This window comes from Streptococcus thalassemiae (genome assembly GCF_903645285.1).
GTDB lineage: Bacteria > Bacillota > Bacilli > Lactobacillales > Streptococcaceae > Streptococcus > Streptococcus thalassemiae.
This window is the reverse complement of sequence record NZ_CAHJXN010000001.1, coordinates 320,914-343,701: the sequence shown is the minus strand read 5'-3', so window position 1 is coordinate 343,701 and position 22,788 is coordinate 320,914. Positions and strand designations below refer to the sequence as shown.

Sequence of the window (22,788 nt, the reverse complement as noted above, 5' to 3'; positions counted from 1 at the left end):
CAGTCAAAAAGCCGTTGCAAAGCGGTTTTTTGTTATAATTAAATGAAGAATGTAGAATTAAAGGAGAATAATATGACATTTGAAGAGATCCTGCCTGGGTTAAAGGCTAAGAAAAAATACGTACGTACTGGTTGGGGAGGTGCTGAAAACTATGTGCAGCTTTTTGACACCATTGAGCAAAACGGGGTTGCACTTGAAGTGACACCTTATTTCCTAATCAACGTTTCTGGCGAAGGAGAAGGTTTTTCCATGTGGAGCCCGACACCTTGTGATGTTTTGGCGACAGATTGGGTAGAAGTGCATGACTAAACGTGTACTCATTACAGGAGTGAGTTCAGGGATCGGATTGGCTCAAGCTCGCTTCTTTTTAGAGAAGGGCTTTCAAGTTTATGGAGTTGACCAAGGTGAAAATCCATTCCTACAAGGTGATTTCCATTTTTTACAGAGAGATTTGACCTTGGACTTGGAGCCAATTTTTGACTGGTGTCCTCAGGTAGATATTTTGTGCAATACTGCTGGAGTGTTGGATGATTACAAACCACTGTTGGAACAGACAGCGCAGGAAATTCAAGAGATTTTTGAAATAAACTACGTGACTCCAGTTGAGTTGACTCGCTATTATTTGACACAAATGCTGGAGAATAAAAAAGGCTCCATTATCAATATGTGCTCTATCGCTTCTAGTCTAGCAGGTGGCGGTGGACACGCCTATACTTCTTCGAAGCACGCCTTGGCTGGATTTACAAAGCAGTTGGCTCTAGACTATGCAGAAGCTGGGATTCAGGTCTTTGGGATTGCTCCAGGAGCAGTCAAGACGGGTATGACCGCTGCCGACTTTGAACCAGGTGGTTTAGCGGACTGGGTGGCTAGTGAAACGCCAATCAAACGCTGGATTGAGCCAGAGGAAATAGCAGAAATTAGCCTTTTCTTAGCAAGTGAGAAAGCGAGTGCCATGCAAGGACAAATCCTTACAGTAGATGGTGGCTGGTCTTTGAAGTAGGAGGATCTGATGGAAATAAAAAGACACTTTGGAGTCTACGCTGTTTGCTTTAAAAATGGGAAATTACTCTGCATTGAAAAAACGAGAGGCCCTTATCAACGTCGGTATGATCTACCTGGAGGCAGTCAGCAACTTGGTGAAGGACTGACGGAAACGCTGATTAGAGAAGTTTTGGAAGAGACGGGATTTACTGTTAGAAGTTACTCTAATCCTCGAATCTACGATGTTTTCGTCAGGGAAGAGTTAAAAAATTTTATGGTTCACCATATCATGGCCTTGTATGATGTTGAAATGAATGAGAGTGTACCTCTAGTTACAATTTCGGAAGCTGTGTCTGATGGTGCGAATGATTCACTTGGATATATTTGGATGGATATTCAAGAGATTACAGAAGAAAATGTATCGCCATTAGTCTTGAAGGTTAAGTCTGAATTATTAGGATTTCCAGAACTGGACAAGAGCTCTTACATGAATTGGAAGGTGAAGTAGGGGGATAATGGAACTATTTAAAACATGGAAGAAAAATATGGTTTTCTATGGTCTTAAATCTCAAATCGGAACTGTCTACCGAAACAGGGATAGGACAACAAGCTTTTATGATGTTGGGAATTTTCTATACCTAGCAGGGGAGTTAAATTCCAGATTTTGGGAAGATTTTGTTAGAAAATATGGTTTAGATTATAAGATTATTATTTCAGAAAATACTAATTGGCAAGATTTTCTGCATCGAAAAGTGGGGCTAAATTCTTTTACTCGCTATTCTTTTAAAGATAAGGCAAATTTCCAAGTTGAATTTCTAAATGATCTAGTTAGCCATTTAGAGGAAGGTTACAATATTGTGCCTATTGATAATCATATTTATAACTGCTTTTCTGAGGAAGAATGGTCACAAGATTTACAGGGGGATTTTGAGTCCTATCAGGATTTTGTTTTAAAAGGTGGATTTGGCTTTGTGATTCTTAAAAATAATGAACTGATTGCTGGGATTTCCTCAGGTTTAGTTTACCGTGGAGCAGTTGAAGTGGAAGTTGCAACTAGACCAAACGAACAAGGAAATGGATTTGCTAAAAAGCTTGGTGCTGCAATGATTCTAGAGAGTTTAAATAGAGATATGTTTCCACTTTGGGATGCTCACAACGAGGCTTCCAAAAAAGTAGCAGAATTTTTAGGATATGAGTTAGCTGAACCTTATGTAGCTTTTGAACTAGAGAAAAGTGTCATATAATGATAGCTGATATTATATCTTTTAAGATGAGGTGAATGATGAAAAATCAACTTGCTCTTAGTGGCGAAAAACTTGATGAAAAAGTTTACCCACAACTATTTCATCATGTTGGTATGATTCGTGGGGAATACTTGTTGAGAGAGCTCAATCAAAACATCCTATTACCAAGTTGTCAGGAATTTGTAAAAGATTATCTAGACACAATCTGCTCCTTGTACTCAGATGAAGAAGTTTGGTATCGTTTTTCTGAATTAACGAATACAGAAGCTAATTGTCTAAAGGGGACTAAAGAGTATTTTGATGAACGCCATCCTTTGTTTGGTTATAGAGGAACTAGGCGTTTACTGGCGTGTTCGAATGAATTTCAGGCTGAAGCAAATGTTGTTACAGAAGTTTATCAAACTAATCCCAATCTGTCTCTTATCTTTCCTTTTGTCAATGATGCCGACCAATTAAAACAAGCTATTAGAGTATTGCGTCAGCATGGCTTTACTGGGAAAGTCAGAACGATGATTGAATTACCGTCAGCGTATTTTGACTTGGATAGGATACTGGAAACGGGCATTTCAAAGATTGTAGTTGGAATGAATGATTTGACTTCTTTTATTTTTGCGACCGTGAGAAACAGTCAATGGCATGATATGGAAAATCCAATTATGTTAGATATGTTGAGACAGATGCAGGATAAAGCAAGGGCGAAAAAGATTGATTTTGCTGTAGCAGGCTATCTGAATACTTCTTTCATACAAAAAATGAATCAGATGGGTATCAAGTGCATTATTCACTATAGTTCTATTCCAGAGATTTTTGATTTAGAGATTGACCATCCAGATCATCTTAAACAGATAAAAGAAGAAAGTAAAAAATTACAAAGGAGAAACCCATGACACCGCAAGAAATGTGGAATAAATACAAGCAAATCAATCCTTCAATCGGAGATGAAATCGATGCTTGGGCTTTTGGAGTAGAAGCCGATCTCTTGGCAGATTTGGTTTTAAAAGGAGAAAAGACAGCAACGGCTTCAGCCTACGACCTCTACGCAGTAGAGGACGAACCCCTTCCGCAAGAAGGGACCTTCGACATCATTTTAGATAGTCAAAATCAGGCTATCTGCATTGTCGAAATTACAAAGGTTTCCGTTCAGTCCTTTAATCAAGTTTCTGCTGACCATGCCTACAAGGAAGGTGAGGGAGACAAATCTTTAGCCTATTGGCGCCAGGTTCATGAAGATTTTTTCACCGAGTGGATGAGGGAGGCTGGGCTGACTTTTACACCTGACAGCAAGATTGTTTTAGAAGAATTTCGTAAGGTCTACCCACTGTAGACTGTTAGACGGAAGAAAGTTTTGGAAATCGCTGTCCAATCCTTTTTTCTCAAGCAAAACATGATATAATAAGTTTGTTTGAAGAAGAGCAGCAGCTCTTAAACTTAGAATAGGAGAAAACTATGCAAGCAGTTGAACATTTTATTAAGCAATTTGTTCCTGAACATTATGATTTATTTTTAGACTTGAGTCGTGAGACCAAGACGTTTTCAGGGAAGGTGACCATCACTGGTCAAGCACAGAGTGACCGCATTTCCCTTCATCAAAAAGACTTGGAAATCGCTTCTGTAGAAGTTGCAGGTCAAGCTCGTCCATTTACAGTTGACCATGAAAATGAAGCCCTTCATTTTGAACTTGCGGAAGCAGGTCAAGTTGAAGTGGTTATCGCTTTCTCAGGAAAAATTACAGATAACATGACAGGGATCTATCCTTCTTACTATACAGTTGATGGAGTGAAGAAGGAAGTCTTGTCTACTCAGTTCGAGAGCCATTTTGCGCGCGAAGCCTTCCCATGTGTGGATGAGCCTGAAGCCAAAGCGACTTTTGACCTCTCTCTACGTTTTGACCAAGCAGAAGGTGAATTGGCCTTGTCTAACATGCCAGAAATCGATGTTGAAAACCGTAAGGAAACAGGTATCTGGAAGTTTGAGACAACACCTCGCATGTCTTCTTACTTGTTAGCCTTTGTTGCAGGTGATTTGCAAGGGGTAACCGCTAAAACTAAAAATGGTACCCTCGTTGGTGTATACTCTACCAAAGCACATCCACTTTCTAACCTTGATTTCTCTTTGGACATTGCCGTTCGCTCTATCGAGTTTTACGAAGATTACTATGGAGTCAAGTACCCAATTCCTCAATCTCTCCACATCGCCCTTCCTGACTTCTCAGCTGGAGCTATGGAAAACTGGGGTCTTGTGACCTACCGTGAAGTTTACTTGGTTGTGGATGAGAACTCTACCTTTGCCAGCCGTCAACAAGTTGCCCTTGTTGTGGCCCATGAATTGGCTCACCAATGGTTTGGTAACCTCGTAACTATGAAATGGTGGGATGATCTTTGGCTCAATGAAAGTTTTGCCAACATGATGGAGTACGTCTGTGTGGATGCTATTGAACCAAGCTGGAATATCTTTGAAGATTTCCAAACAGGTGGAGTGCCTCACGCTCTTGAACGCGATGCGACTGATGGTGTTCAGTCTGTCCACGTCGAAGTTAAACATCCAGATGAAATCAATACGCTCTTTGACGGAGCTATCGTCTATGCCAAAGGAAGTCGCCTCATGCACATGCTTCGTCGTTGGCTAGGAGATGCTGCTTTTGCTAAAGGTTTGCACGCTTACTTTGAAAAACATCAATACAGCAATACAATTGGTCGTGACCTTTGGGATGCTCTTGGTCAAGCGTCTGGACGTGATGTCGCAGCCTTCATGGATTCTTGGTTGGAACAACCTGGTTATCCAGTTCTCACTGTCAAAGTTGAAAATGATGTCTTGAAGATTTCACAAAGACAATTCTTTATCGGTGAGCACGAAGACAAGAACCGTCTCTGGGTTGTGCCACTCAATAGCAACTGGAAAGGCTTGCCTGATACACTTGAAACTGAAAGTATCGAAATCCCTGGCTACGCAGCCCTTCTTGCTGAAAATGAAGGAGCTCTTCGTTTCAATACTGAAAATACAGCCCACTACATTACAGACTATCAAGGAGACTTGTTAGATGCAGTTCTTGCTGACCTAGTTAGTCTTGATAACACAAGCAAACTGCAAATCGTTCAAGAACGTCGTTTGCTTGCTGAGGCAGGACACATTTCTTATGCTGACTTGCTCCCAGTTCTTGATAAACTTGCTAAGGAAGAATCTTACCTTGTTGTTTCAGCTGTTTCTCAAGTGATTTCGGCCCTTGAGCGCTTTATCGATGAAGGAACAGAAGCTGAAAGAGCCTTCAAAGCCTTGGTTGCTAAATTGGCTCGTCATAATTATGACCGTCTTGGTTTTGAAGCTAAAGATGGCGAATCAGATGAGGATGAATTGGTTCGTCAGGTGGCTGTTTCTATGATGATTCGCTCAAATGATGCAGAAGCTAGTCAAGTCGCTAGCCAAATCTTCGCAGCCCACAAGGATCAGCTTGCAGGACTCCCAGCAGCTATTCGCTCACAAGTTCTGATCAATGAGATGAAACATCATGAGACTAAAGACTTGTTAGCACTTTATCTTGATACTTATACGCATGCAACAGATGCTGTCTTTAAACGTCAGTTGGCAGCTGCTCTAGCCTACAGTACAGATGCGAACAATATCCAAACCTTGATTGCTTCTTGGAAGGACAAATTTGTGGTGAAACCGCAGGACTTGTCTGCTTGGTATTACCAATTCCTAGCTCACCAAGTAACTCAGGAAACAGCATGGTCTTGGGCGCGTGAAAACTGGGCTTGGATTAAGGCAGCTCTTGGTGGAGATATGAGCTTTGATAGCTTTGTTATCCTTCCTGCACACGTATTTAAGACTCAGCAACGTTTGGCAGAGTACAAGGAATTCTTTGAGCCACAACTTTCTGACCTTGCTCTTAGCCGTAACATCGGTATGGGGATCAAGGAAATTGCAGCGCGTGTTGACTTGATTAACCGTGAAAAAGCTGCAGTCGAAGCAGTCGTTCTTCAATATGGAACTAAATAATTAAGACTAAATAAAAAGAAAACTCAGCTATCTCATATAAAATGCAGAGAGTTGAGTTTTTTTTAAGGCAAATTTGGTATAATGGTTTTAATAAGGAGGAGTTTCTCATGATAAAAATCTTATTAGTTGAGGATGACCTAGGCCTGTCAAATTCAGTATTTGACTTTTTAGACGATTTTGCGGATGTCATGCAGGTATTTGATGGGGAAGAAGGTCTCTACGAAGCTGAAAGTGGTGTCTATGACTTGATTTTGCTCGATTTGATGTTACCTGAAAAAAATGGCTTCCAAGTCTTGAAAGAATTGCGTGAAAAGGGAATTACGACACCAGTTCTGATCATGACTGCCAAGGAAAGTTTGGATGATAAGGGACATGGATTTGAACTGGGAGCGGATGATTATCTGACCAAGCCTTTCTACCTAGAAGAACTCAAAATGCGGATTCAAGCCCTTCTCAAACGTTCAGGCAAGTTTAATGAAAATACGCTATCTTATGGAGATATTCTCATCAATTTATCAACAAATACCGTTAAGGTTGAAGATACTACTGTCGAATTGCTGGGGAAAGAGTTCGATTTACTGGTTTATTTCCTTCAAAATCAAAATGTTATTTTGCCTAAGACGCAGATTTTTGATCGTCTATGGGGATTTGATAGTGACACAACGATTTCAGTTGTCGAAGTTTATGTTTCAAAAGTCCGTAAGAAATTAAAAGGAACCACTTTTGCAGAGAATTTGCAAACCTTGCGCAGTGTTGGGTATATTTTAAAAGATGTTCAGTAAACTAAAAAAAACATGGTATGCGGATGACTTTAGTTATTTTATCCGCAACTTCGGTGTCTTCACTCTGATTTTCTCCACCATGACCTTGATTATTTTACAAGTCATGCATTCGAGTCTCTATACTTCGGTGGATGATAAGCTCCACGGACTGAGTGAAAATCCTCAAGCAGTTATTCAGCTGGCAGTAAATAGGGCAACAGAAGAGATTAAAGATTTAGAAAATGCCGCTACAGATACTAGCAAGACTGAGATAAAACCCAATGTCAGTTCCAATACGGAAGTCATTCTCTTTGATAAGAACTTTACTCAACTTCTTTCTGGAAATCGATTTTTGGGCTTGGATAAGATTAAGTTAGAAAAGAAAGAACTAGGCCATATCTATCAGATTCAGGTTTTTAATAGCTATGGGCAGGAAGAAATCTATCGTATGATTTTGATGGAAACCAATATTAGTTCGGTTTCAACCAATATCAAGTATGCTGCTGTCTTGATAAATACCAGTCAGTTAGAGCAGGCCAGTCAAAAGCATGAGAAATTGATTGTGATTGTGATGGCAAGTTTCTGGATTTTGTCTTTGCTTGCCAGTCTCTATCTAGCTAGGGTTAGTGTTAGGCCCCTGCTTGAGAGCATGCAGAAGCAACAGTCATTTGTGGAAAATGCCAGTCATGAGTTACGAACTCCACTCGCAGTTTTGCAAAATCGCTTAGAGACCCTTTTTCGTAAGCCAGAAGCTACCATTATGGATGTGAGTGAAAGCATTGCATCGAGCTTGGAAGAAGTCCGAAATATGCGTTTTTTGACGACAAACTTGCTGAACTTAGCTCGTAGAGATGATGGGATTAAGCCAGAACTTGCAGAAGTTCCAACTAGCTTTTTTAATACGACTTTCACAAACTATGAGATGATTGCTTCGGAAAATGATCGTGTCTTCCGTTTTGAAAATCGGATCCATCGCACGATTGTCACAGATCAGCTTCTCTTGAAGCAGTTGATGACTATCCTATTTGATAATGCTGTCAAGTATACTGAAGAGGATGGTGAAATTGATTTTCTTATCTCGGCGACCGATCGCAATCTGTATTTACTTGTTTCTGATAATGGAGTCGGTATTTCGACAGAAGATAAGAAGAAAATTTTTGACCGCTTTTATCGAGTGGACAAGGCTAGAACCCGACAAAAAGGTGGTTTTGGTTTAGGATTATCTCTGGCCAAGCAAATTGTAGACGCCTTAAAAGGAACCATTACTGTCAAAGATAATAAACCCAAGGGAACGATCTTTGAAGTGAAGATTGCTATCCACACACCATCGAAAAAGAAAAAATAAACATATCGCTCCAGATGGGGCGATATGTTTATTTTTTTAGTTTTCGTTTGATAATAGAGCGTTGGACTTTTAAAACGAGTAAGCTGGATACTATTGCTGCAGGTAAGGCGAGCACAGTTGTTAATTTTAGTGATAAAAAGATAAAACTAAAGATGGCAATGCAGATACAAAAAACAGCGATATTGACAAAAAATAAAATTTCTTTGAGATTGCTATCAGCTTGTGCTTCAGGTGTATAAGCTTGATAATGAGGAAGTTGCTGGTTTAATTCTTCTTGATAGTCTACCTCATAGGATTGTAATTTTCTTACGGGCATGATTCTCTCCTTAACAGTACATACCTATTTTATCATTTTTTCAGTAGAGAATTATTACAGAAAGGTTACAAAAAGAATAAAGTCCCTTTTCATTTTCAAAGCATGGCTGATTTTGGAGAAATATGGTATAATTTTTCTTATGGAAAAGATTATCATTACAGCAACTGCTGAAAGTATTGAACAAGTTAAACAACTGCTCGAAGCTGGTGTAGACCGTATCTATGTCGGTGAGAAAGATTTTGGCCTTCGTCTGCCAACAACCTTTAGTCATGACCAATTGCGTGAAATCGCTAAGCTGGTTCATGATGCTGGTAAGGAATTGATTGTTGCAGTCAATGCCCTCATGCACCAAGACATGATGGATCGTATTAAGCTATTCCTCGATTTCTTGGAAGAAATTAAGACCGATTACATTACGATTGGGGATGCAGGTGTCTTTTATGTGGTCAATCGCAATGGTTATTCATTTAAAACCATCTATGATGCTTCTACAATGGTGACAAGCAGTCGTCAGATTAACTTCTGGGGACAAAAGGCTGGCGCATCTGAGGCTGTTTTGGCGCGTGAAATTCCATCAGCTGAACTTTTCAAAATGCCTGAGATTTTGGAAATTCCTGCTGAAGTTTTGGTTTACGGTGCTAGTGTCATTCACCATTCTAAACGTCCACTCTTGCAAAACTACTATAACTTTACGCACATCGATGATGAAAAGACCCGTAAGCGTGACCTTTTCTTGGCTGAGCCAAGTGACCCAGAGAGCCACTATTCCATTTTTGAAGACAATCATGGTACCCACATCTTTGCCAACAATGACCTTGATTTGATGACCAAATTGACAGAATTGGTAGAGCATGGTTTTACTCACTGGAAATTAGAAGGTCTTTATACACCTGGTCAGAACTTTGTTGAGATTGCAAAACTCTTTATCCAAGCGCGTAGCTTGATCCAAGAGGGCAACTTTAGCCATGACCAAGCTTTCTTGCTGGATGAAGAAGTGCGCAAGTTACATCCTAAAAACCGTTTCCTTGATACAGGATTTTATGACTACGATCCTGACATGGTTAAATAAAGTAAATGGATAGTTGAGAGAAGGAAGATGCAAATATTTCTTCTCTCAATTTTTCTTATTTCTTCACCATTTTCAAAAAATCAGCAGGATAGGATGCTCTATTTGATAGGATTTTTAAGACAAGTAGTGTTCTTGAGTTTGAAAATTATCCTATGTTTGCAGGTGCCAAATGGCCCTTTTTTTGGTATAATTTTTTATAATGAAAACGATTGGTAATCGCTATGTTGTGGTTGATTTAGAGGCAACTAGCACAGGTAGTAAGGCTAAAATTATCCAAGTGGGAATTGTTGTGATTGAGGATGGAAAAATCGTCGATCACTATACGACGGATGTCAATCCCCATGAACCCTTAGATACTCATATCAAAGAACTGACAGGATTGACAGACCAACGTCTGGCGCAAGCACCTGATTTTTCGCAAGTTGCTAGAAAAATCTTTGACTTGGTGAAGGATGGGATTTTTGTAGCCCACAATGTTCAGTTTGATGCCAATCTTTTGGCGGAAAATTTATTTTTTGAAGGCTATGAACTAAGAAATCCTCGTGTTGACACGGTCGAATTGGCCCAGGTCTTTTTCCCTGAACTGGAAAAATATAGTTTGCCGATATTGTGTCGAGAATTAGGAATTCCTCTAAAACACGCTCATACAGCCCTTTCAGATGCCCAAGCTACTGCGGAATTACTCTTATTTCTACGGGAAAAGATGGCCCAGCTTCCTAAAGGTCTCTTGGAACGCTTGCTGGAAATGGCTGATGCCCTCCTATATGAGTCCTACCTGGTTATTGAAGAAATTTATCGCAACCAATCTATCCTGAATTCTTCAGATTTGGTCCAAGTTCAAGGACTGTATTTCAAGAAAACTGCAGATTCCATGGAGTCACGAAAACTATCCCAAGATTTTTCTAAGAATATTTCTCTGTTGAACCTTGAAGTGAGGGAGGAGCAAGAAAATTTTGCTAAAGAGGTTGGCTTGCTATTGAAAGATGAGTCTGTATCTCTGATTCAAGCACCGACAGGGATTGGGAAAACTTATGGCTATCTCTTACCCGCTTTATCCCAAGTGGAAAATCGTCAGATTGTCCTTAGCGTTCCGACAAAGATTCTTCAAAATCAAATCATGGAAGAAGAAGGTAAACGTCTCAAGGAAGTGTTCCATATAGATATTCATAGTTTAAAGGGACCACACAATTATCTGAAGCTGGATTCTTTTTATCGCTCCTTGCAGGAAAATGATGAAAATCGCTTATTTAGACGCTTTAAAATGCAACTCTTGGTCTGGCTGACAGAGACAGAGACAGGAGATTTGGATGAGATTGGTCAACTCTACCGTTACCAACATTTTCTGACAGACCTTCGTCATGATGGGAATTTATCATCCAAGAGCTTATTTGTGACGGAAGATTTCTGGAAACGAAGTCAAGAAAGGGCACAAACCTGCAAACTTTTAGTGACCAATCATGCCTATCTTGTAACTAGACTTGAAGATAATCCTGAATTTGTCAGTGACCGTTTATTGATTATTGATGAAGTTCAAAAGATTTTGTTAGCTCTAGAAAATCTGCTTCAAGAGACCTACGATATCCAGTCTATTGTCGATTTGATTGATAAGGCTTTAATAGGAGAAGAAAACAGGGTTCAACAACGAATACTAGAAAGTATTCGCTTTGAGTGCCTCTACTTGATAGAACAATTTCAGTCTGGCAAATCTAGGAAAAATATCTTAGATTCTCTGGCCAATCTCCATCAGTATTTTTCAGAATTAGAGGTAGAAGGCTTTGGGGAACTGGTTCGCTATTTTACAGCTGACCGAGATTACTGGCTTGAAGCAACTGAAACGAGTCAAAAGAAAATTCAAATTTCTTCTACGAAATCAGGCCGTATTCTTCTATCTTCTTTAGTGCCTGATTCATGTCAAGTCTTGGGAGTGTCGGCTACTCTTGAGATTAGTCAGAGGGTTTCTTTGGCAGACCTTTTAGGCTATCCTGAAGCCAAATTTGTCAAGATTGAATCTCGGGGAAAACAGGATCAAGAAGTGGTCTTGGTCAAAGATTTTCCCCTGGTAACAGAAACCTCCTTAGAAATTTATGCCCAAGAGGTAGCTGATTTACTAGTGGAAATTCAAGCTTTCCGGCAACCGATTTTGGTTCTCTTTACTGCTAAAGACATGCTTCTAGCAGTATCGGATTTGCTTACAGTTAGCCATCTGGCCCAGTATAAAAATGGCGATGTTCATCAGCTAAAGAAACGCTTTGAAAAAGGTGAACAACAAATCCTGCTTGGTGCAGCAAGTTTCTGGGAGGGAGTTGATTTTTCAAGTCATCCTTTTGTGATTCAAGTTGTACCAAGACTTCCTTTCCAAAATCCTCAAGAGCCCTTGACGAAAAAGATCAATCAGGAACTAATTCAAGAAGGGAAAAATGCCTTTTATGATTATCAATTGCCGATGGCTATTATTCGTTTAAAACAGGCTTTAGGAAGAAGTATGAGACGCGAACACCAACGTTCCTTAACTCTTATTTTGGATAGGAGAATTGTCGGAAAGCGATATGGCAAACAAATTGTAACTTCTCTAGCAAAAGAAGCGACTGTTAAAACCGTCTCTCGATCCGAAGTTGATGAAGCTGTTGATAAATTTTTAAATGAACTTTGATAAATAGTATTGTATGAAAGTATAAGGTTAGTGTATATGAAACGTTCTCTCGACTCTAGAGTCGATTATAGTTTGCTCTTGCCAGTATTTTTTCTGCTGGTCATCGGTGTGGTGGCTATCTATATAGCCGTTAGTCATGATTATCCAAATAATATTCTGCCCATTTTAGGGCAGCAGGTCGCCTGGATTGCCTTGGGGCTTGTGATTGGTTTTATCGTCATGCTCTTCAATACAGAGTTTCTTTGGAAGGTGACCCCCTTTCTATATATTTTAGGCTTGGGACTCATGGTCTTGCCGATTGTCTTTTATAATCCAAGCTTAGTTGCATCAACGGGTGCCAAAAACTGGGTATCGGTAAATGGCATCACCTTGTTCCAACCGTCAGAATTTATGAAGATATCCTATATCCTCATGTTGGCTCGTGTGATTGTCCAATTTACCAAAAAACATAAGGAATGGAGACGCACGGTTCCGCTGGACTTCTTGTTGATTTTCTGGATGATTCTCTTTACCATTCCAGTCCTAGTTCTTTTGGCACTTCAAAGTGACTTGGGGACGGCTTTGGTTTTTGTAGCCATTTTCTCAGGAATCGTCTTGCTATCAGGGGTTTCTTGGAAAATTATTATTCCAGTATTTGTGACTGCTGTAACAGGAGTTGTTGGTTTCTTAGCCATCTTTATTAGCAAGGACGGACGAGCTTTTCTTCACCAGATTGGAATGCCGACCTACCAAATCAATCGGATTTTGGCTTGGCTCAATCCCTTTGAGTTTGCCCAAACAACCACTTACCAACAGGCTCAAGGGCAGATTGCCATTGGGAGCGGTGGCTTATTTGGCCAAGGTTTTAATGCTTCAAATCTGCTTATCCCAGTTCGAGAGTCAGATATGATTTTCACGGTCATTGCAGAAGATTTTGGCTTTATTGGCTCAGTCCTGGTTATTGCCCTTTATCTTATGCTCATTTACCGTATGTTGAAGATTACTCTTAAATCAAATAATCAGTTCTACACCTATATTTCCACAGGTTTGATTATGATGTTACTCTTCCATATCTTTGAGAATATCGGTGCTGTAACGGGCTTGCTTCCCTTGACGGGGATTCCCTTGCCTTTCATTTCTCAAGGGGGATCAGCTATTATCAGTAATCTGATTGGTGTTGGTTTGCTTTTATCGATGAGTTACCAGACTAATCTAGCTGAAGAAAAGAGCGGAAAAGTCCCATTCAAACGGAAAAAGGTTGTATTAAAACAAATCAAATAAGGAGAAAATCATGGTAAAAGTAGCAGTTATGTTAGCTCAGGGCTTTGAAGAAATTGAAGCCTTGACAGTTGTAGATGTCTTGCGTCGCGCCAATATCACTTGTCATATGGTAGGATTTGAGGAGCAAGTAACGGGTTCGCATGCAATCCAAGTAAGAGCAGATCGTGTCTTTGATGGTGATTTATCAGACTATGATATGGTTGTTCTTCCTGGCGGCATGCCTGGTTCTGCACATTTACGTGATAATCAGGCCTTGATGCAAGAATTGCAAAGCTTCGAGCAAGAAGGGAAGAAACTGGCAGCCATTTGTGCGGCACCAATTGCCCTTAATCAAGCAGGGATATTGAAAAACAAGCAGTACACTTGTTATGACGGCGTTCAAGAGCAAATCCTTGATGGTCACTACGTCAAGGAAACAGTAGTGGTAGATGGTCATTTGATAACCAGTCGAGGTCCATCAACAGCCCTTGCCTTTGCCTACGAGTTGGTGGAGCAATTAGGAGGAGACGCAGAGACTTTACGAACAGGAATGCTCTATCGAGATGTCTTTGGTAAAAATCAGTAAAACGGGAGTTATTCTCTCGTTTTTCATGTGGAAAAATCAGGGAAATCATCGCTTTTTTCATAAAAAAATGCTATAATGAAGGGTATGAAATATCACGATTATATCTGGGATTTAGGTGGAACTTTACTGGATAATTATGAAACTTCAACAGCTGCCTTTGTTGAAACATTGGCACTGTATGGCATCACACAAGACCACGATAGTGTCTATCAAGCTTTAAAGGTTTCTACTGATTTTGCGATTGAGACATTCGCTCCCAACTTAGAGCATTTTTTAGAAAAATACAAGGAAAATGAAGCCAGAGAGCTAGAACACCCGATTTTATTTGAAGGAGTTTCTGACTTATTGGAAGATATTTCAAAACAAGATGGGCGTCATTTTTTGGTCTCTCATCGAAATAATCAGGTCTTAGAAATTTTGGAAAAAACTTCCATAGCAACCTATTTTACAGAAGTAGTGACTTCTAGCTCAGGTTTTAAGAGAAAGCCAAGTCCAGAGTCCATGATTTATTTAAGAGAAAAATATCAAATTAGTTCAGGTCTTGTCATTGGTGATCGACCGATTGATATCGAAGCAGGTCAATCTGCAGGACTAGCTACCCACTTGTTTACCAGTATCGTGAATTTAAGACAAGTATTAGACATATAAGAAAAAGGAATAAGATGACAGAAGAAATCAAAAATCTGCAGGCACAGGATTATGATGCCAGTCAAATTCAAGTTTTAGAGGGCTTAGAGGCTGTTCGTATGCGTCCAGGGATGTATATCGGATCAACCTCAAAAGAAGGTCTTCACCATCTAGTCTGGGAAATCGTTGATAACTCAATTGATGAGGCCTTGGCAGGATTTGCCAGCCATATTCAAGTCTTTATTGAGCCAGATAATTCGATCACTGTTGTCGATGATGGACGTGGTATCCCAGTCGATATTCAGGAAAAAACAGGTCGACCTGCCGTTGAGACTGTCTTTACTGTCCTTCACGCTGGAGGAAAATTTGGCGGTGGCGGATACAAGGTTTCAGGTGGTCTTCACGGAGTAGGGTCATCAGTAGTTAATGCCCTTTCCACTCAATTAGACGTTCATGTCCACAAAAACGGTAAAATTCACTACCAAGAATACCGTCGTGGTCATGTTGTTGCAGACCTTGAGGTGGTTGGGGATACAGATAGAACTGGAACAACGGTTCATTTTACTCCGGATCCAGAAATCTTTACGGAAACAACAACCTTTGATTTTGATAAATTAAATAAACGCATTCAAGAGTTGGCCTTTCTAAATCGCGGTCTTCAAATCTCCATCACAGATAAGCGCCAAGGTTTGGAACAAACCAAGCATTACCATTATGAAGGTGGGATTGCTAGTTACGTTGAATATATCAATGAGAATAAGGATGTTATCTTTGATACACCAATCTATACAGATGGTGAGATGGATGATATCACAGTTGAGGTAGCCATGCAGTACACAACTGGTTACCATGAAAATGTCATGAGTTTCGCCAATAATATTCATACCCATGAAGGTGGAACGCATGAACAAGGTTTCCGTACAGCCTTGACACGTGTCATCAACGATTATGCTCGTAAGAATAAGTTACTAAAAGACAATGAAGACAACCTAACAGGGGAAGATGTTCGCGAAGGATTGACTGCAGTTATCTCAGTTAAACACCCAAATCCACAGTTTGAAGGACAAACAAAGACCAAACTTGGGAACAGTGAAGTGGTCAAGATTACCAATCGCCTCTTCAGTGAAGCCTTCTCTGATTTCCTCATGGAAAATCCACAGATTGCCAAACGTATCGTGGAAAAAGGGATTTTGGCTGCCAAGGCTCGTGTGGCTGCCAAGCGTGCGCGTGAAGTCACCCGTAAAAAATCTGGTTTGGAAATTTCCAACCTTCCAGGTAAACTAGCAGACTGTTCTTCTAACAATCCTGCTGAAACAGAACTCTTCATCGTTGAAGGAGATTCAGCTGGTGGATCAGCTAAATCTGGTCGTAACCGTGAGTTTCAGGCTATCCTTCCAATTCGCGGTAAAATTTTGAACGTTGAAAAAGCTAGCATGGATAAGATTCTTGCTAACGAAGAAATTCGTAGTCTTTTCACAGCCATGGGAACAGGATTTGGCGCAGAATTTGATGTTTCGAAAGCCCGTTACCAAAAACTCGTTTTGATGACTGATGCCGATGTCGATGGAGCCCACATTCGTACCCTTCTTTTGACCTTGATTTATCGTTATATGAAACCAATCCTAGAAGCTGGTTATGTTTATATTGCCCAACCACCAATCTATGGTGTCAAGGTTGGAAGCGAGATTAAAGAATATATTCAGCCGGGTGCAGATCAAGAAATCAAACTCCAAGAAGCTTTAGCCCGTTATAGTGAAGGTCGTACCAAACCGACTATTCAGCGTTATAAGGGGCTAGGTGAAATGGATGATCATCAGTTGTGGGAAACAACCATGGATCCCGAACATCGCTTGATGGCTAGAGTTTCTGTGGACGATGCTGCAGAAGCAGATAAAATCTTTGACATGTTGATGGGGGATCGAGTAGAACCTCGTCGTGAGTTTATCGAAGAAAATGCCGTCTATAGTACACTTGATGTCTAAAAAATCGGGAGAAGTAGTTCCCTTGGTCTAAAAAATATGATATAATCATTACGATTGTTTCAAGTAAAAAAGGAGTTTGATATGTCTAATGGACAACTAATTTATTTAATGGTTGCAATTGCAGTCATTTTAGTTCTGGCTTATGTAGTGGCAATCTTTCTACGTAAGCGAAATGAGGGAAGATTAGAGGCGCTAGAAGAAAGAAAAGAAGAACTATACAATCTTCCAGTAAATGATGAAGTAGAAGCTGTAAAAAATATGCACTTGATTGGACAAAGTCAAGTGGCTTTCCGTGAATGGAATCAAAAATGGGTCGATTTATCTCTCAACTCTTTTGCCGATATTGAAAATAATCTCTTTGAAGCAGAAGGCTATAACCATTCATTTCGTTTTCTCAAGGCCAGTCATCAAATTGACCAAATTGAGAGTCAAATTACTTTGATTGAAGAAGATATTGCTGAAATTCGCAATGCTTTGGCAGACTTAGAGAAGCAAGAATCTAAAAATAGTGGTCGTGTTCTTCATGCTTTGGATTTATTTGAGGAACTTCAGCATAGAGTTGCTGAAAATTCAGAACAGTATGGTCAAGCCTTGGATGAGATTGAAAAACAATTAGAAAATATCCAATCTGAATTTTCACAATTTGTAACCTTGAATTCATCGGGTGACCCAGTAGAAGCTGCTGTGATTTTGGATAATGCTGAAAATCATATTTTGGCTTTAACGCATATTGTTGATCGTATACCAGCAATTGTAGCGACATTATCTAAAGACCTACCTGATCAACTGGAAGATTTAGAAGATGGCTACCGTAAGCTTTTAGATGCTAATTATCATTTTGTTGAAACGGATATTGAAGCGCGTTTCCACTTGCTTTATGAAGCATTCAAGAAAAACCAAGAGAATATTAGTCAGTTGGAATTAGATAATGCCGAATATGAGAATGGACAGGCACAAGAGGAAATCAATGCCTTGTATGATATTTTTACTCGAGAAATTGCTGCTCAGAAAGTAGTGGAAAATCTACTTGCAACTCTTCCAACTTACCTTCAACATATGAAAGAGAATAATACTTTATTGGGAGAAGATATTGCACGTTTGAGCAAGACCTATTTACTTCCTGAGACAGCTGCAAGTCATGTTCGTCGTATTCAGACAGAATTAGAGAGTTTTGAGGCAGCTATTGTTGTGGTAACTTCAAATCAAGAAGAACCAACCCAAGCTTATTCAGTTCTTGAAGAAAATCTTGAGGATTTACAAACTCAACTAAAAGATATTGAAGATGAGCAAATTTCAGTTAGTGAGCGCCTGACACAAATTGAGAAAGATGATATCAATGCACGTCAAAAGGCCAATGTTTATGTCAATCGTCTCCATACTATCAAGCGATACATGGAAAAACGCAATCTGCCAGGTATTCCACAAACTTTCTTGAAGTTATTCTTTACGGCAAGCAATAATACCGAGGATTTAATGGTTGAGTTAGAACAAAAAATGATTAACATTGAATCTGTTACCCGAGTTCTTGAAATTGCAACGAATGATATGGAAGCTTTAGAAACGGAAACTTATAATATTGTACAATATGCAACCTTAACAGAGCAACTCTTGCAATATTCTAACCGCTATCGCTCATTTGATGAACGCATTCAAGAAGCATTTAACGAAGCTTTAGATATTTTTGAAAAAGAATTTGATTATCACGCTTCATTTGACAAGATTTCGCAAGCATTGGAAGTGGCAGAGCCTGGTGTAACCAACCGCTTTGTTACCTCATATGAGAAAACACGTGAAACGATTCGTTTTTAATAAAAGAAAAAGATTTGATTGTGTGAGGAGCAGAATCAAATCTTTTTTATAGTAATATCTTTAGCAAAAGATTTCAAAATGATAAAAACGCATAATAGCAGGTGTAGAAACTCTTGCTACTATGCGTTTTATTATGGAAAGACTTATTGGACTTTCTCTCAAATCGAGTTTTTACTCAAGTTCCTTACTTGATTGGAATTGAAATTCCAATTAATTTTTCTGAGTAGAGTGTCTTGATATTGGCCTCATCAATAGATTCCTTATCAATTTTACGTTTCAAGAAAAATTCTTGAATGGTTTCGATTTCAGGCTCACGAATAGCACGGTGTTTATTTGAGATGAGGATTTCATAGTGAAGCGGAGCTTGGGTAAAAATAACATCTGTATTCCCTGCAGAATAAACCTCAACAAGGGTTGCATCGGTACTTTCTAGCTGACTTTTTACAAGTTGCGAGTGTGAGTTTGTCGTATTGATAAGCTTCATAATATTTCCTCCGATTTTCTAATTCTATTATAGCACTTTTTGAATAAAGTCGCTTGATTTATACTCAATGAAAATCAAAGAGCAAACTAGGAAGCTAGCCGCGGGTTGCTCAAAACACAGTTTTGAGATTGTAGATAAGACTGACGAAGTCAGTGACCATATCTAAGGTAAGGCGACGCTGACGTAGTTTGAAGAGATTTTCGAAGAGTATTAGTCAATCTTATGCTGTTTTTTCCAAGATTGGATGGCCCATTTATGACTACCACGTTTGAGATTTTCAATAGCCTCGTCAATAGGGAACCAAGCAATATGATTAAAGTCTTCTAGTGGCTCTTGTACTTCTTTGAAAGAAGTCGCTTCATAGAGGTAGGCAGGATTGTAGTAGTAGGTGTCACGGTGACGAGAGTAGAAATATTCGTCAGCTTGTCCGTAGTAGGTACCAATTTCAGCTGTGAATCCAAGCTCTTCAATCAATTCACGCTTTAGGGCTTCCTGATGATTTTCCCCTGTTTCAATTTCGCCACCTGGTAGGAACCAAGCGCCATTAGGAGCTTGAACTAAAACTATTTGTTTTTGTTCAGCGTCAGGAATAACTGCATATACACCGTAACGTGAAACATAGTCTGTATTCGCTTTTTTTTCTCCGAAAGTTGGGTTTGCCATTGCATTTTCCTCATTATCTAGTATCGTTATTATTATCATAATGGACAAAGGGCAAGCTGTCAAGAAATTACAGTTATTTTAGTAAAAAAGAAGCAGAAAATTTTCATTTTCCACTTATTTTATATAGTATTTATTTTTCTGTTTCAGAAGCTTTCACTTCAGCTTTTTTGGCAGACTTGATTTGAATCTTGCCTTTGCTGGTCATAACTGCCTTGAGGTCTTTTTCGCTTGGATTTTCAAGGTAGTAGTCAGTGATTGCGTCTTCAATATAGTCTTGAATAGTGCGGCGAAGTGGGCGTGCTCCCATTTTTGGATCATAACCGAGGTCAACTAACTTTTCCTTGACCTTGTCAGTTACATCCAAATGAATGTTATTGCAGGAGAGGCGCTTGTTAACATCTGTTAGCATGAGCTCGACAATCTGAAGGAGGTTATCCTTGCTGAGAGCCTTAAATTCGATAATACCATCAAAACGGTTCATAAACTCTGGGCTAAAGAAGTTGCCGAGTTCACCGAGAACAGAGTTGGTACGTCCTTCTCTAGCAGCCCCAAATCCAACGCTGGCTTCTGCCTTACCTGTACCTGCATTTGAGGTCATGATAATGATGGCATCCTTGAAGCTAACGGTGCGCCCTTGCCCATCTGTCAAACGGCCATCGTCCAAGACTTGAAGGAACATATGCATGACATCTGGATGGGCTTTTTCTACTTCATCCAAGAGAATAAGAGAATATGGATTGCGGCGAACTTTTTCAGTTAATTGTCCAGCCTCATCATAGCCAACATAACCTGGAGGGGCACCGACCAACTTAGCCACGCTATGTTTTTCCATGTATTCGCTCATGTCAAAGCGAATCATACTGTCAGCAGAACCAAAGAGTTCGATAGCTAATTGTTTGGAAAGTTCCGTCTTACCGACACCAGTTGGTCCGACAAAGAGGAAGCTTCCAATTGGACGGTTAGGCGTACCGAGACCGACACGATTACGGCGAATAGCTTTGGCAATCTTATCGACTGCATCATCTTGGCCAATAACATGAGACTTGAGATCTTCGGCTAGATGGATGAGTTGAGATTGTTCTTTCTCTTTCAAATCACCAACAGGGATATTGGTTTTCTGCTCGATAATATGCTCAATGGTTTTCTCACTGATGATAGGAGTATCTTGGTCTGTGACCTTTTTCTTTTGCATTTCCTTATACTTGGCAATCTGATCGCGGAAGTAGGCAGCTTTCTCAAAATCTTCCTCTCGTGTAGCTTGAGATTTAAGATTTTCAGCCTCAATCAAGCGCTGATCAATCACTTTAGGATCGACAAAATTCAAGGTCAAGTTCATCTTAGAACCAGCTTCATCTAGGAGGTCAATGGCCTTGTCAGGTAAGAAGCGATCTTGGATATAGCGATTGGAAAGAGTTGCAGCTGCTTCAATTGCAGCATCGGTATATTGAACGTGGTGGTAGTCTTCGTATTTCTTTTGAATCCCTTTGAGGATAGTGATTGTTTCGTCCACCGTTGGTTCATCAACCTTAACAGGCTGCATACGGCGTTCTAGGGCAGCATCCTTTTCAATGATACGGTATTCATTAAGGGTAGTAGCACCGACCAGTTGCAGTTCTCCACGAGCAAGGGCTGGCTTGAGGATATTTCCTGCGTCCATATTACCATCACTCGCAGAACCTGCACCGACAATTTCATGGATTTCATCGATAAAGAGGATAATATCCTCACGTTTGCGAATTTCTTCCATGAGTTTTTGCATGCGTTCTTCAAATTGTCCACGGATACCCGTTCCTTGAACCAAGCTAACCACATCCAGACGGATGACTTGTTTACCTTGGAGTTTATGTGGAACATCGCCATCAACGATTTTCTGAGCTAGACCTTCGACAACAGCAGTTTTTCCGACACCTGGTTCACCGATAAGGACAGGATTATTCTTGGTTCTACGATTGAGAATTTCTATGACACGGATAATCTCATCGTCGCGCCCAATAACGGGGTCAATGTCTCCACGACGGGCAATCTCAGTTACGTTGATACCAAATTCTTCCAGCAGGCCTTTTTCTTGGCTTGGTGGTGGAGTTTGAGCGGATCCATGATTTTGGGAACCATAACCGCCGTTTCCACCGTAACCTCCACCTGATTGGGTTGGGGGAATAGGAGGAGTATTGCTAGAAGGTCTGAAATTGTTTAGGTCATTGAAAAAATCACCAAAGGGATCGAAATCACGATTGTTCAAATCTGTCATGCCTTTAAAGAGACTGTTATTAGGGTCTGTTTTGATAATCTTGTAGCAGTTTTGACAGAGGTCAATTTGTTTTTGTTTTCCATTGAGATTGGTGTAAAGATGAATTGTTGAGTCGTTGATTTTACAGTTTTGACAAAGCATACATCTACCTCATTTCTTTCTTTAGCTTGACCTGTTTAAAGGTCAAAAATAGTCAAATTTCTATACTCTCATTATAACAGGATTGGGGTGTAAAGCAAGTAAAAAGATTGCAGCTTTGAGAAGTTGTTACAATGAAAATTTTTGAGATTTTAGGGAATAAAAAAATCCTATTTGTGAGACAAAAAGGATTTTGGTTAGACATGCAGGGTGTAATCCCAGCTTGTTTTGTATTAGTAAAGGAGTTCGTAAATCTCCATTGCAATCAAGTCAATGCTGTCAAACGTATACGTTTCGCGAGCTTCGACATCACGAAGGGTAAAGATTGAGCCGTTTTCTTCGTCGTGGCTGTATGCAACTTCTGCAACAACAACTCCTTCGCGTTCAAAATTACGTTTTAAATTTCCGCCATCGTTTGCCATTGCTTCAAGGCGGTTGATGATTCTAACCAAATGTGATTCCATTTTGATTCTCCTTCATTTCTTATCGTTACTATTTTACCATAAAGGAGGCCAACTTGACTAGAAAAAACTAAGATTTCTCGCTAATTCTGCTAGTTTAAAGATTTTTAAATAAATTGGATAAAAGATTTGAATTTTAATTCAATACATGTTATAATCATACAGTACTCTATTTTAGAAAGCAGTGTGACT

21 protein-coding genes are annotated in these 22,788 nt (G+C 39.8%); 16 read left to right on the top strand and 5 right to left on the bottom strand.

The window, feature by feature from the left end; translation table 11 throughout:
- Nucleotides 1-72: 72 nt before the first annotated feature.
- The 9 genes from HWX15_RS01815 (at nt 73) to ciaH (ending at nt 8,324) form a co-directional block, all read left to right on the top strand.
- Nucleotides 73-309, top strand: coding sequence for a DUF2829 domain-containing protein (locus HWX15_RS01815; protein ID WP_000141913.1), 237 nt, complete (start codon nt 73-75; stop codon nt 307-309).
- The gene (locus HWX15_RS01810) at nt 302-1,000 is read left to right on the top strand and encodes a 3-oxoacyl-ACP reductase (protein ID WP_175880097.1); all 699 of its coding nucleotides are present in this window, start codon (nt 302-304) and stop codon (nt 998-1,000) included. The genes HWX15_RS01815 and HWX15_RS01810 overlap by 8 nt, the downstream gene beginning before the upstream one ends.
- Before the next feature lie 9 nt (nt 1,001-1,009).
- Nucleotides 1,010-1,489: an NUDIX hydrolase gene (locus HWX15_RS01805; RefSeq protein WP_175880096.1), complete on the top strand. Its 480-nt coding sequence runs from the start codon at nt 1,010-1,012 to the stop codon at nt 1,487-1,489.
- A 7-nt stretch (nt 1,490-1,496) separates the two neighbouring features.
- Nucleotides 1,497-2,225, top strand: a complete 729-nt coding sequence (locus tag HWX15_RS01800; protein WP_175880095.1) for a GNAT family N-acetyltransferase — start codon at nt 1,497-1,499, stop codon at nt 2,223-2,225.
- A gap of 38 nt (nt 2,226-2,263) precedes the next feature.
- Nucleotides 2,264-3,112 (top strand): putative PEP-binding protein, encoded by an 849-nt coding sequence (locus tag HWX15_RS01795; protein ID WP_175880094.1) that lies wholly within the window; start codon nt 2,264-2,266, stop codon nt 3,110-3,112.
- Nucleotides 3,109-3,549 carry an ASCH domain-containing protein gene (locus HWX15_RS01790; protein ID WP_175880093.1) on the top strand — a complete coding sequence of 147 codons (441 nt, stop codon included), beginning with the start codon at nt 3,109-3,111 and terminating at the stop codon, nt 3,547-3,549. The genes HWX15_RS01795 and HWX15_RS01790 overlap by 4 nt, the downstream gene beginning before the upstream one ends.
- A 122-nt stretch (nt 3,550-3,671) precedes the next feature.
- Nucleotides 3,672-6,218 carry a M1 family metallopeptidase gene (locus HWX15_RS01785; RefSeq protein WP_175880092.1) on the top strand — a complete coding sequence of 849 codons (2,547 nt, stop codon included), beginning with the start codon at nt 3,672-3,674 and terminating at the stop codon, nt 6,216-6,218.
- Between the two features lie 107 nt (nt 6,219-6,325).
- Nucleotides 6,326-7,000, top strand: a complete 675-nt coding sequence (ciaR, locus tag HWX15_RS01780) for a two-component system response regulator CiaR (RefSeq protein ID WP_000590628.1) — start codon at nt 6,326-6,328, stop codon at nt 6,998-7,000.
- On the top strand, nt 6,990-8,324 hold the full coding sequence (gene ciaH / locus HWX15_RS01775; RefSeq protein ID WP_000491798.1) for a two-component system sensor histidine kinase CiaH: 1,335 nt from the start codon (nt 6,990-6,992) through the stop codon (nt 8,322-8,324). Before ciaR ends, ciaH begins: the two co-directional genes overlap by 11 nt.
- A 28-nt stretch (nt 8,325-8,352) precedes the next feature.
- Here ciaH and HWX15_RS01770 read toward each other — a convergent pair whose 3' ends face one another.
- On the bottom strand, nt 8,353-8,640 hold the full coding sequence (locus tag HWX15_RS01770; RefSeq protein WP_112443507.1) for a DUF3270 domain-containing protein: 288 nt from the start codon (nt 8,638-8,640) through the stop codon (nt 8,353-8,355).
- Between the two features lie 139 nt (nt 8,641-8,779).
- Between HWX15_RS01770 and HWX15_RS01765 the strand changes: the two genes are divergently transcribed.
- From HWX15_RS01765 to ezrA, 7 genes are all read left to right on the top strand, one after another.
- The gene (locus tag HWX15_RS01765; RefSeq protein WP_175880091.1) at nt 8,780-9,709 is read left to right on the top strand and encodes a peptidase U32 family protein; all 930 of its coding nucleotides are present in this window, start codon (nt 8,780-8,782) and stop codon (nt 9,707-9,709) included.
- A gap of 199 nt (nt 9,710-9,908) precedes the next feature.
- Nucleotides 9,909-12,359 carry a bifunctional DnaQ family exonuclease/ATP-dependent helicase gene (locus HWX15_RS01760; protein WP_175880090.1) on the top strand — a complete coding sequence of 817 codons (2,451 nt, stop codon included), beginning with the start codon at nt 9,909-9,911 and terminating at the stop codon, nt 12,357-12,359.
- A gap of 36 nt (nt 12,360-12,395) precedes the next feature.
- Entirely contained in the window at nt 12,396-13,619 is a 1,224-nt protein-coding gene (locus HWX15_RS01755) for an FtsW/RodA/SpoVE family cell cycle protein (RefSeq protein ID WP_175880089.1), read from the top strand.
- A gap of 10 nt (nt 13,620-13,629) precedes the next feature.
- On the top strand, nt 13,630-14,184 hold the full coding sequence (locus tag HWX15_RS01750; RefSeq protein ID WP_175880088.1) for a DJ-1 family glyoxalase III: 555 nt from the start codon (nt 13,630-13,632) through the stop codon (nt 14,182-14,184).
- An 84-nt stretch (nt 14,185-14,268) separates the two neighbouring features.
- Nucleotides 14,269-14,832: an HAD family hydrolase gene (locus HWX15_RS01745; protein WP_173226681.1), complete on the top strand. Its 564-nt coding sequence runs from the start codon at nt 14,269-14,271 to the stop codon at nt 14,830-14,832.
- Nucleotides 14,833-14,846: 14 nt separating this feature from the next.
- Complete coding sequence (gene gyrB / locus HWX15_RS01740) at nt 14,847-16,793, top strand: DNA topoisomerase (ATP-hydrolyzing) subunit B (protein ID WP_175880087.1); 1,947 nt, start codon at nt 14,847-14,849, stop codon at nt 16,791-16,793.
- Nucleotides 16,794-16,874: 81 nt separating this feature from the next.
- Nucleotides 16,875-18,602 (top strand): septation ring formation regulator EzrA, encoded by a 1,728-nt coding sequence (ezrA, locus tag HWX15_RS01735; protein WP_175880086.1) that lies wholly within the window; start codon nt 16,875-16,877, stop codon nt 18,600-18,602.
- Between the two features lie 184 nt (nt 18,603-18,786).
- Here ezrA and HWX15_RS01730 read toward each other — a convergent pair whose 3' ends face one another.
- The 4 genes from HWX15_RS01730 to HWX15_RS01715 form a co-directional block, all read right to left on the bottom strand.
- Nucleotides 18,787-19,086 (bottom strand): DUF1827 family protein, encoded by a 300-nt coding sequence (locus HWX15_RS01730; RefSeq protein ID WP_061439313.1) that lies wholly within the window; start codon nt 19,084-19,086, stop codon nt 18,787-18,789.
- 210 nt (nt 19,087-19,296) lie between these two features.
- Nucleotides 19,297-19,749: an NUDIX hydrolase gene (locus tag HWX15_RS01725; RefSeq protein WP_175880085.1), complete on the bottom strand. Its 453-nt coding sequence runs from the start codon at nt 19,747-19,749 to the stop codon at nt 19,297-19,299.
- A 130-nt stretch (nt 19,750-19,879) separates the two neighbouring features.
- Nucleotides 19,880-22,138, bottom strand: a complete 2,259-nt coding sequence (locus tag HWX15_RS01720; RefSeq protein WP_175880084.1) for an ATP-dependent Clp protease ATP-binding subunit — start codon at nt 22,136-22,138, stop codon at nt 19,880-19,882.
- Between the two features lie 230 nt (nt 22,139-22,368).
- Nucleotides 22,369-22,599, bottom strand: coding sequence for a DUF1797 family protein (locus HWX15_RS01715; RefSeq protein ID WP_000443574.1), 231 nt, complete (start codon nt 22,597-22,599; stop codon nt 22,369-22,371).
- Nucleotides 22,600-22,788 lie beyond the last annotated feature (189 nt).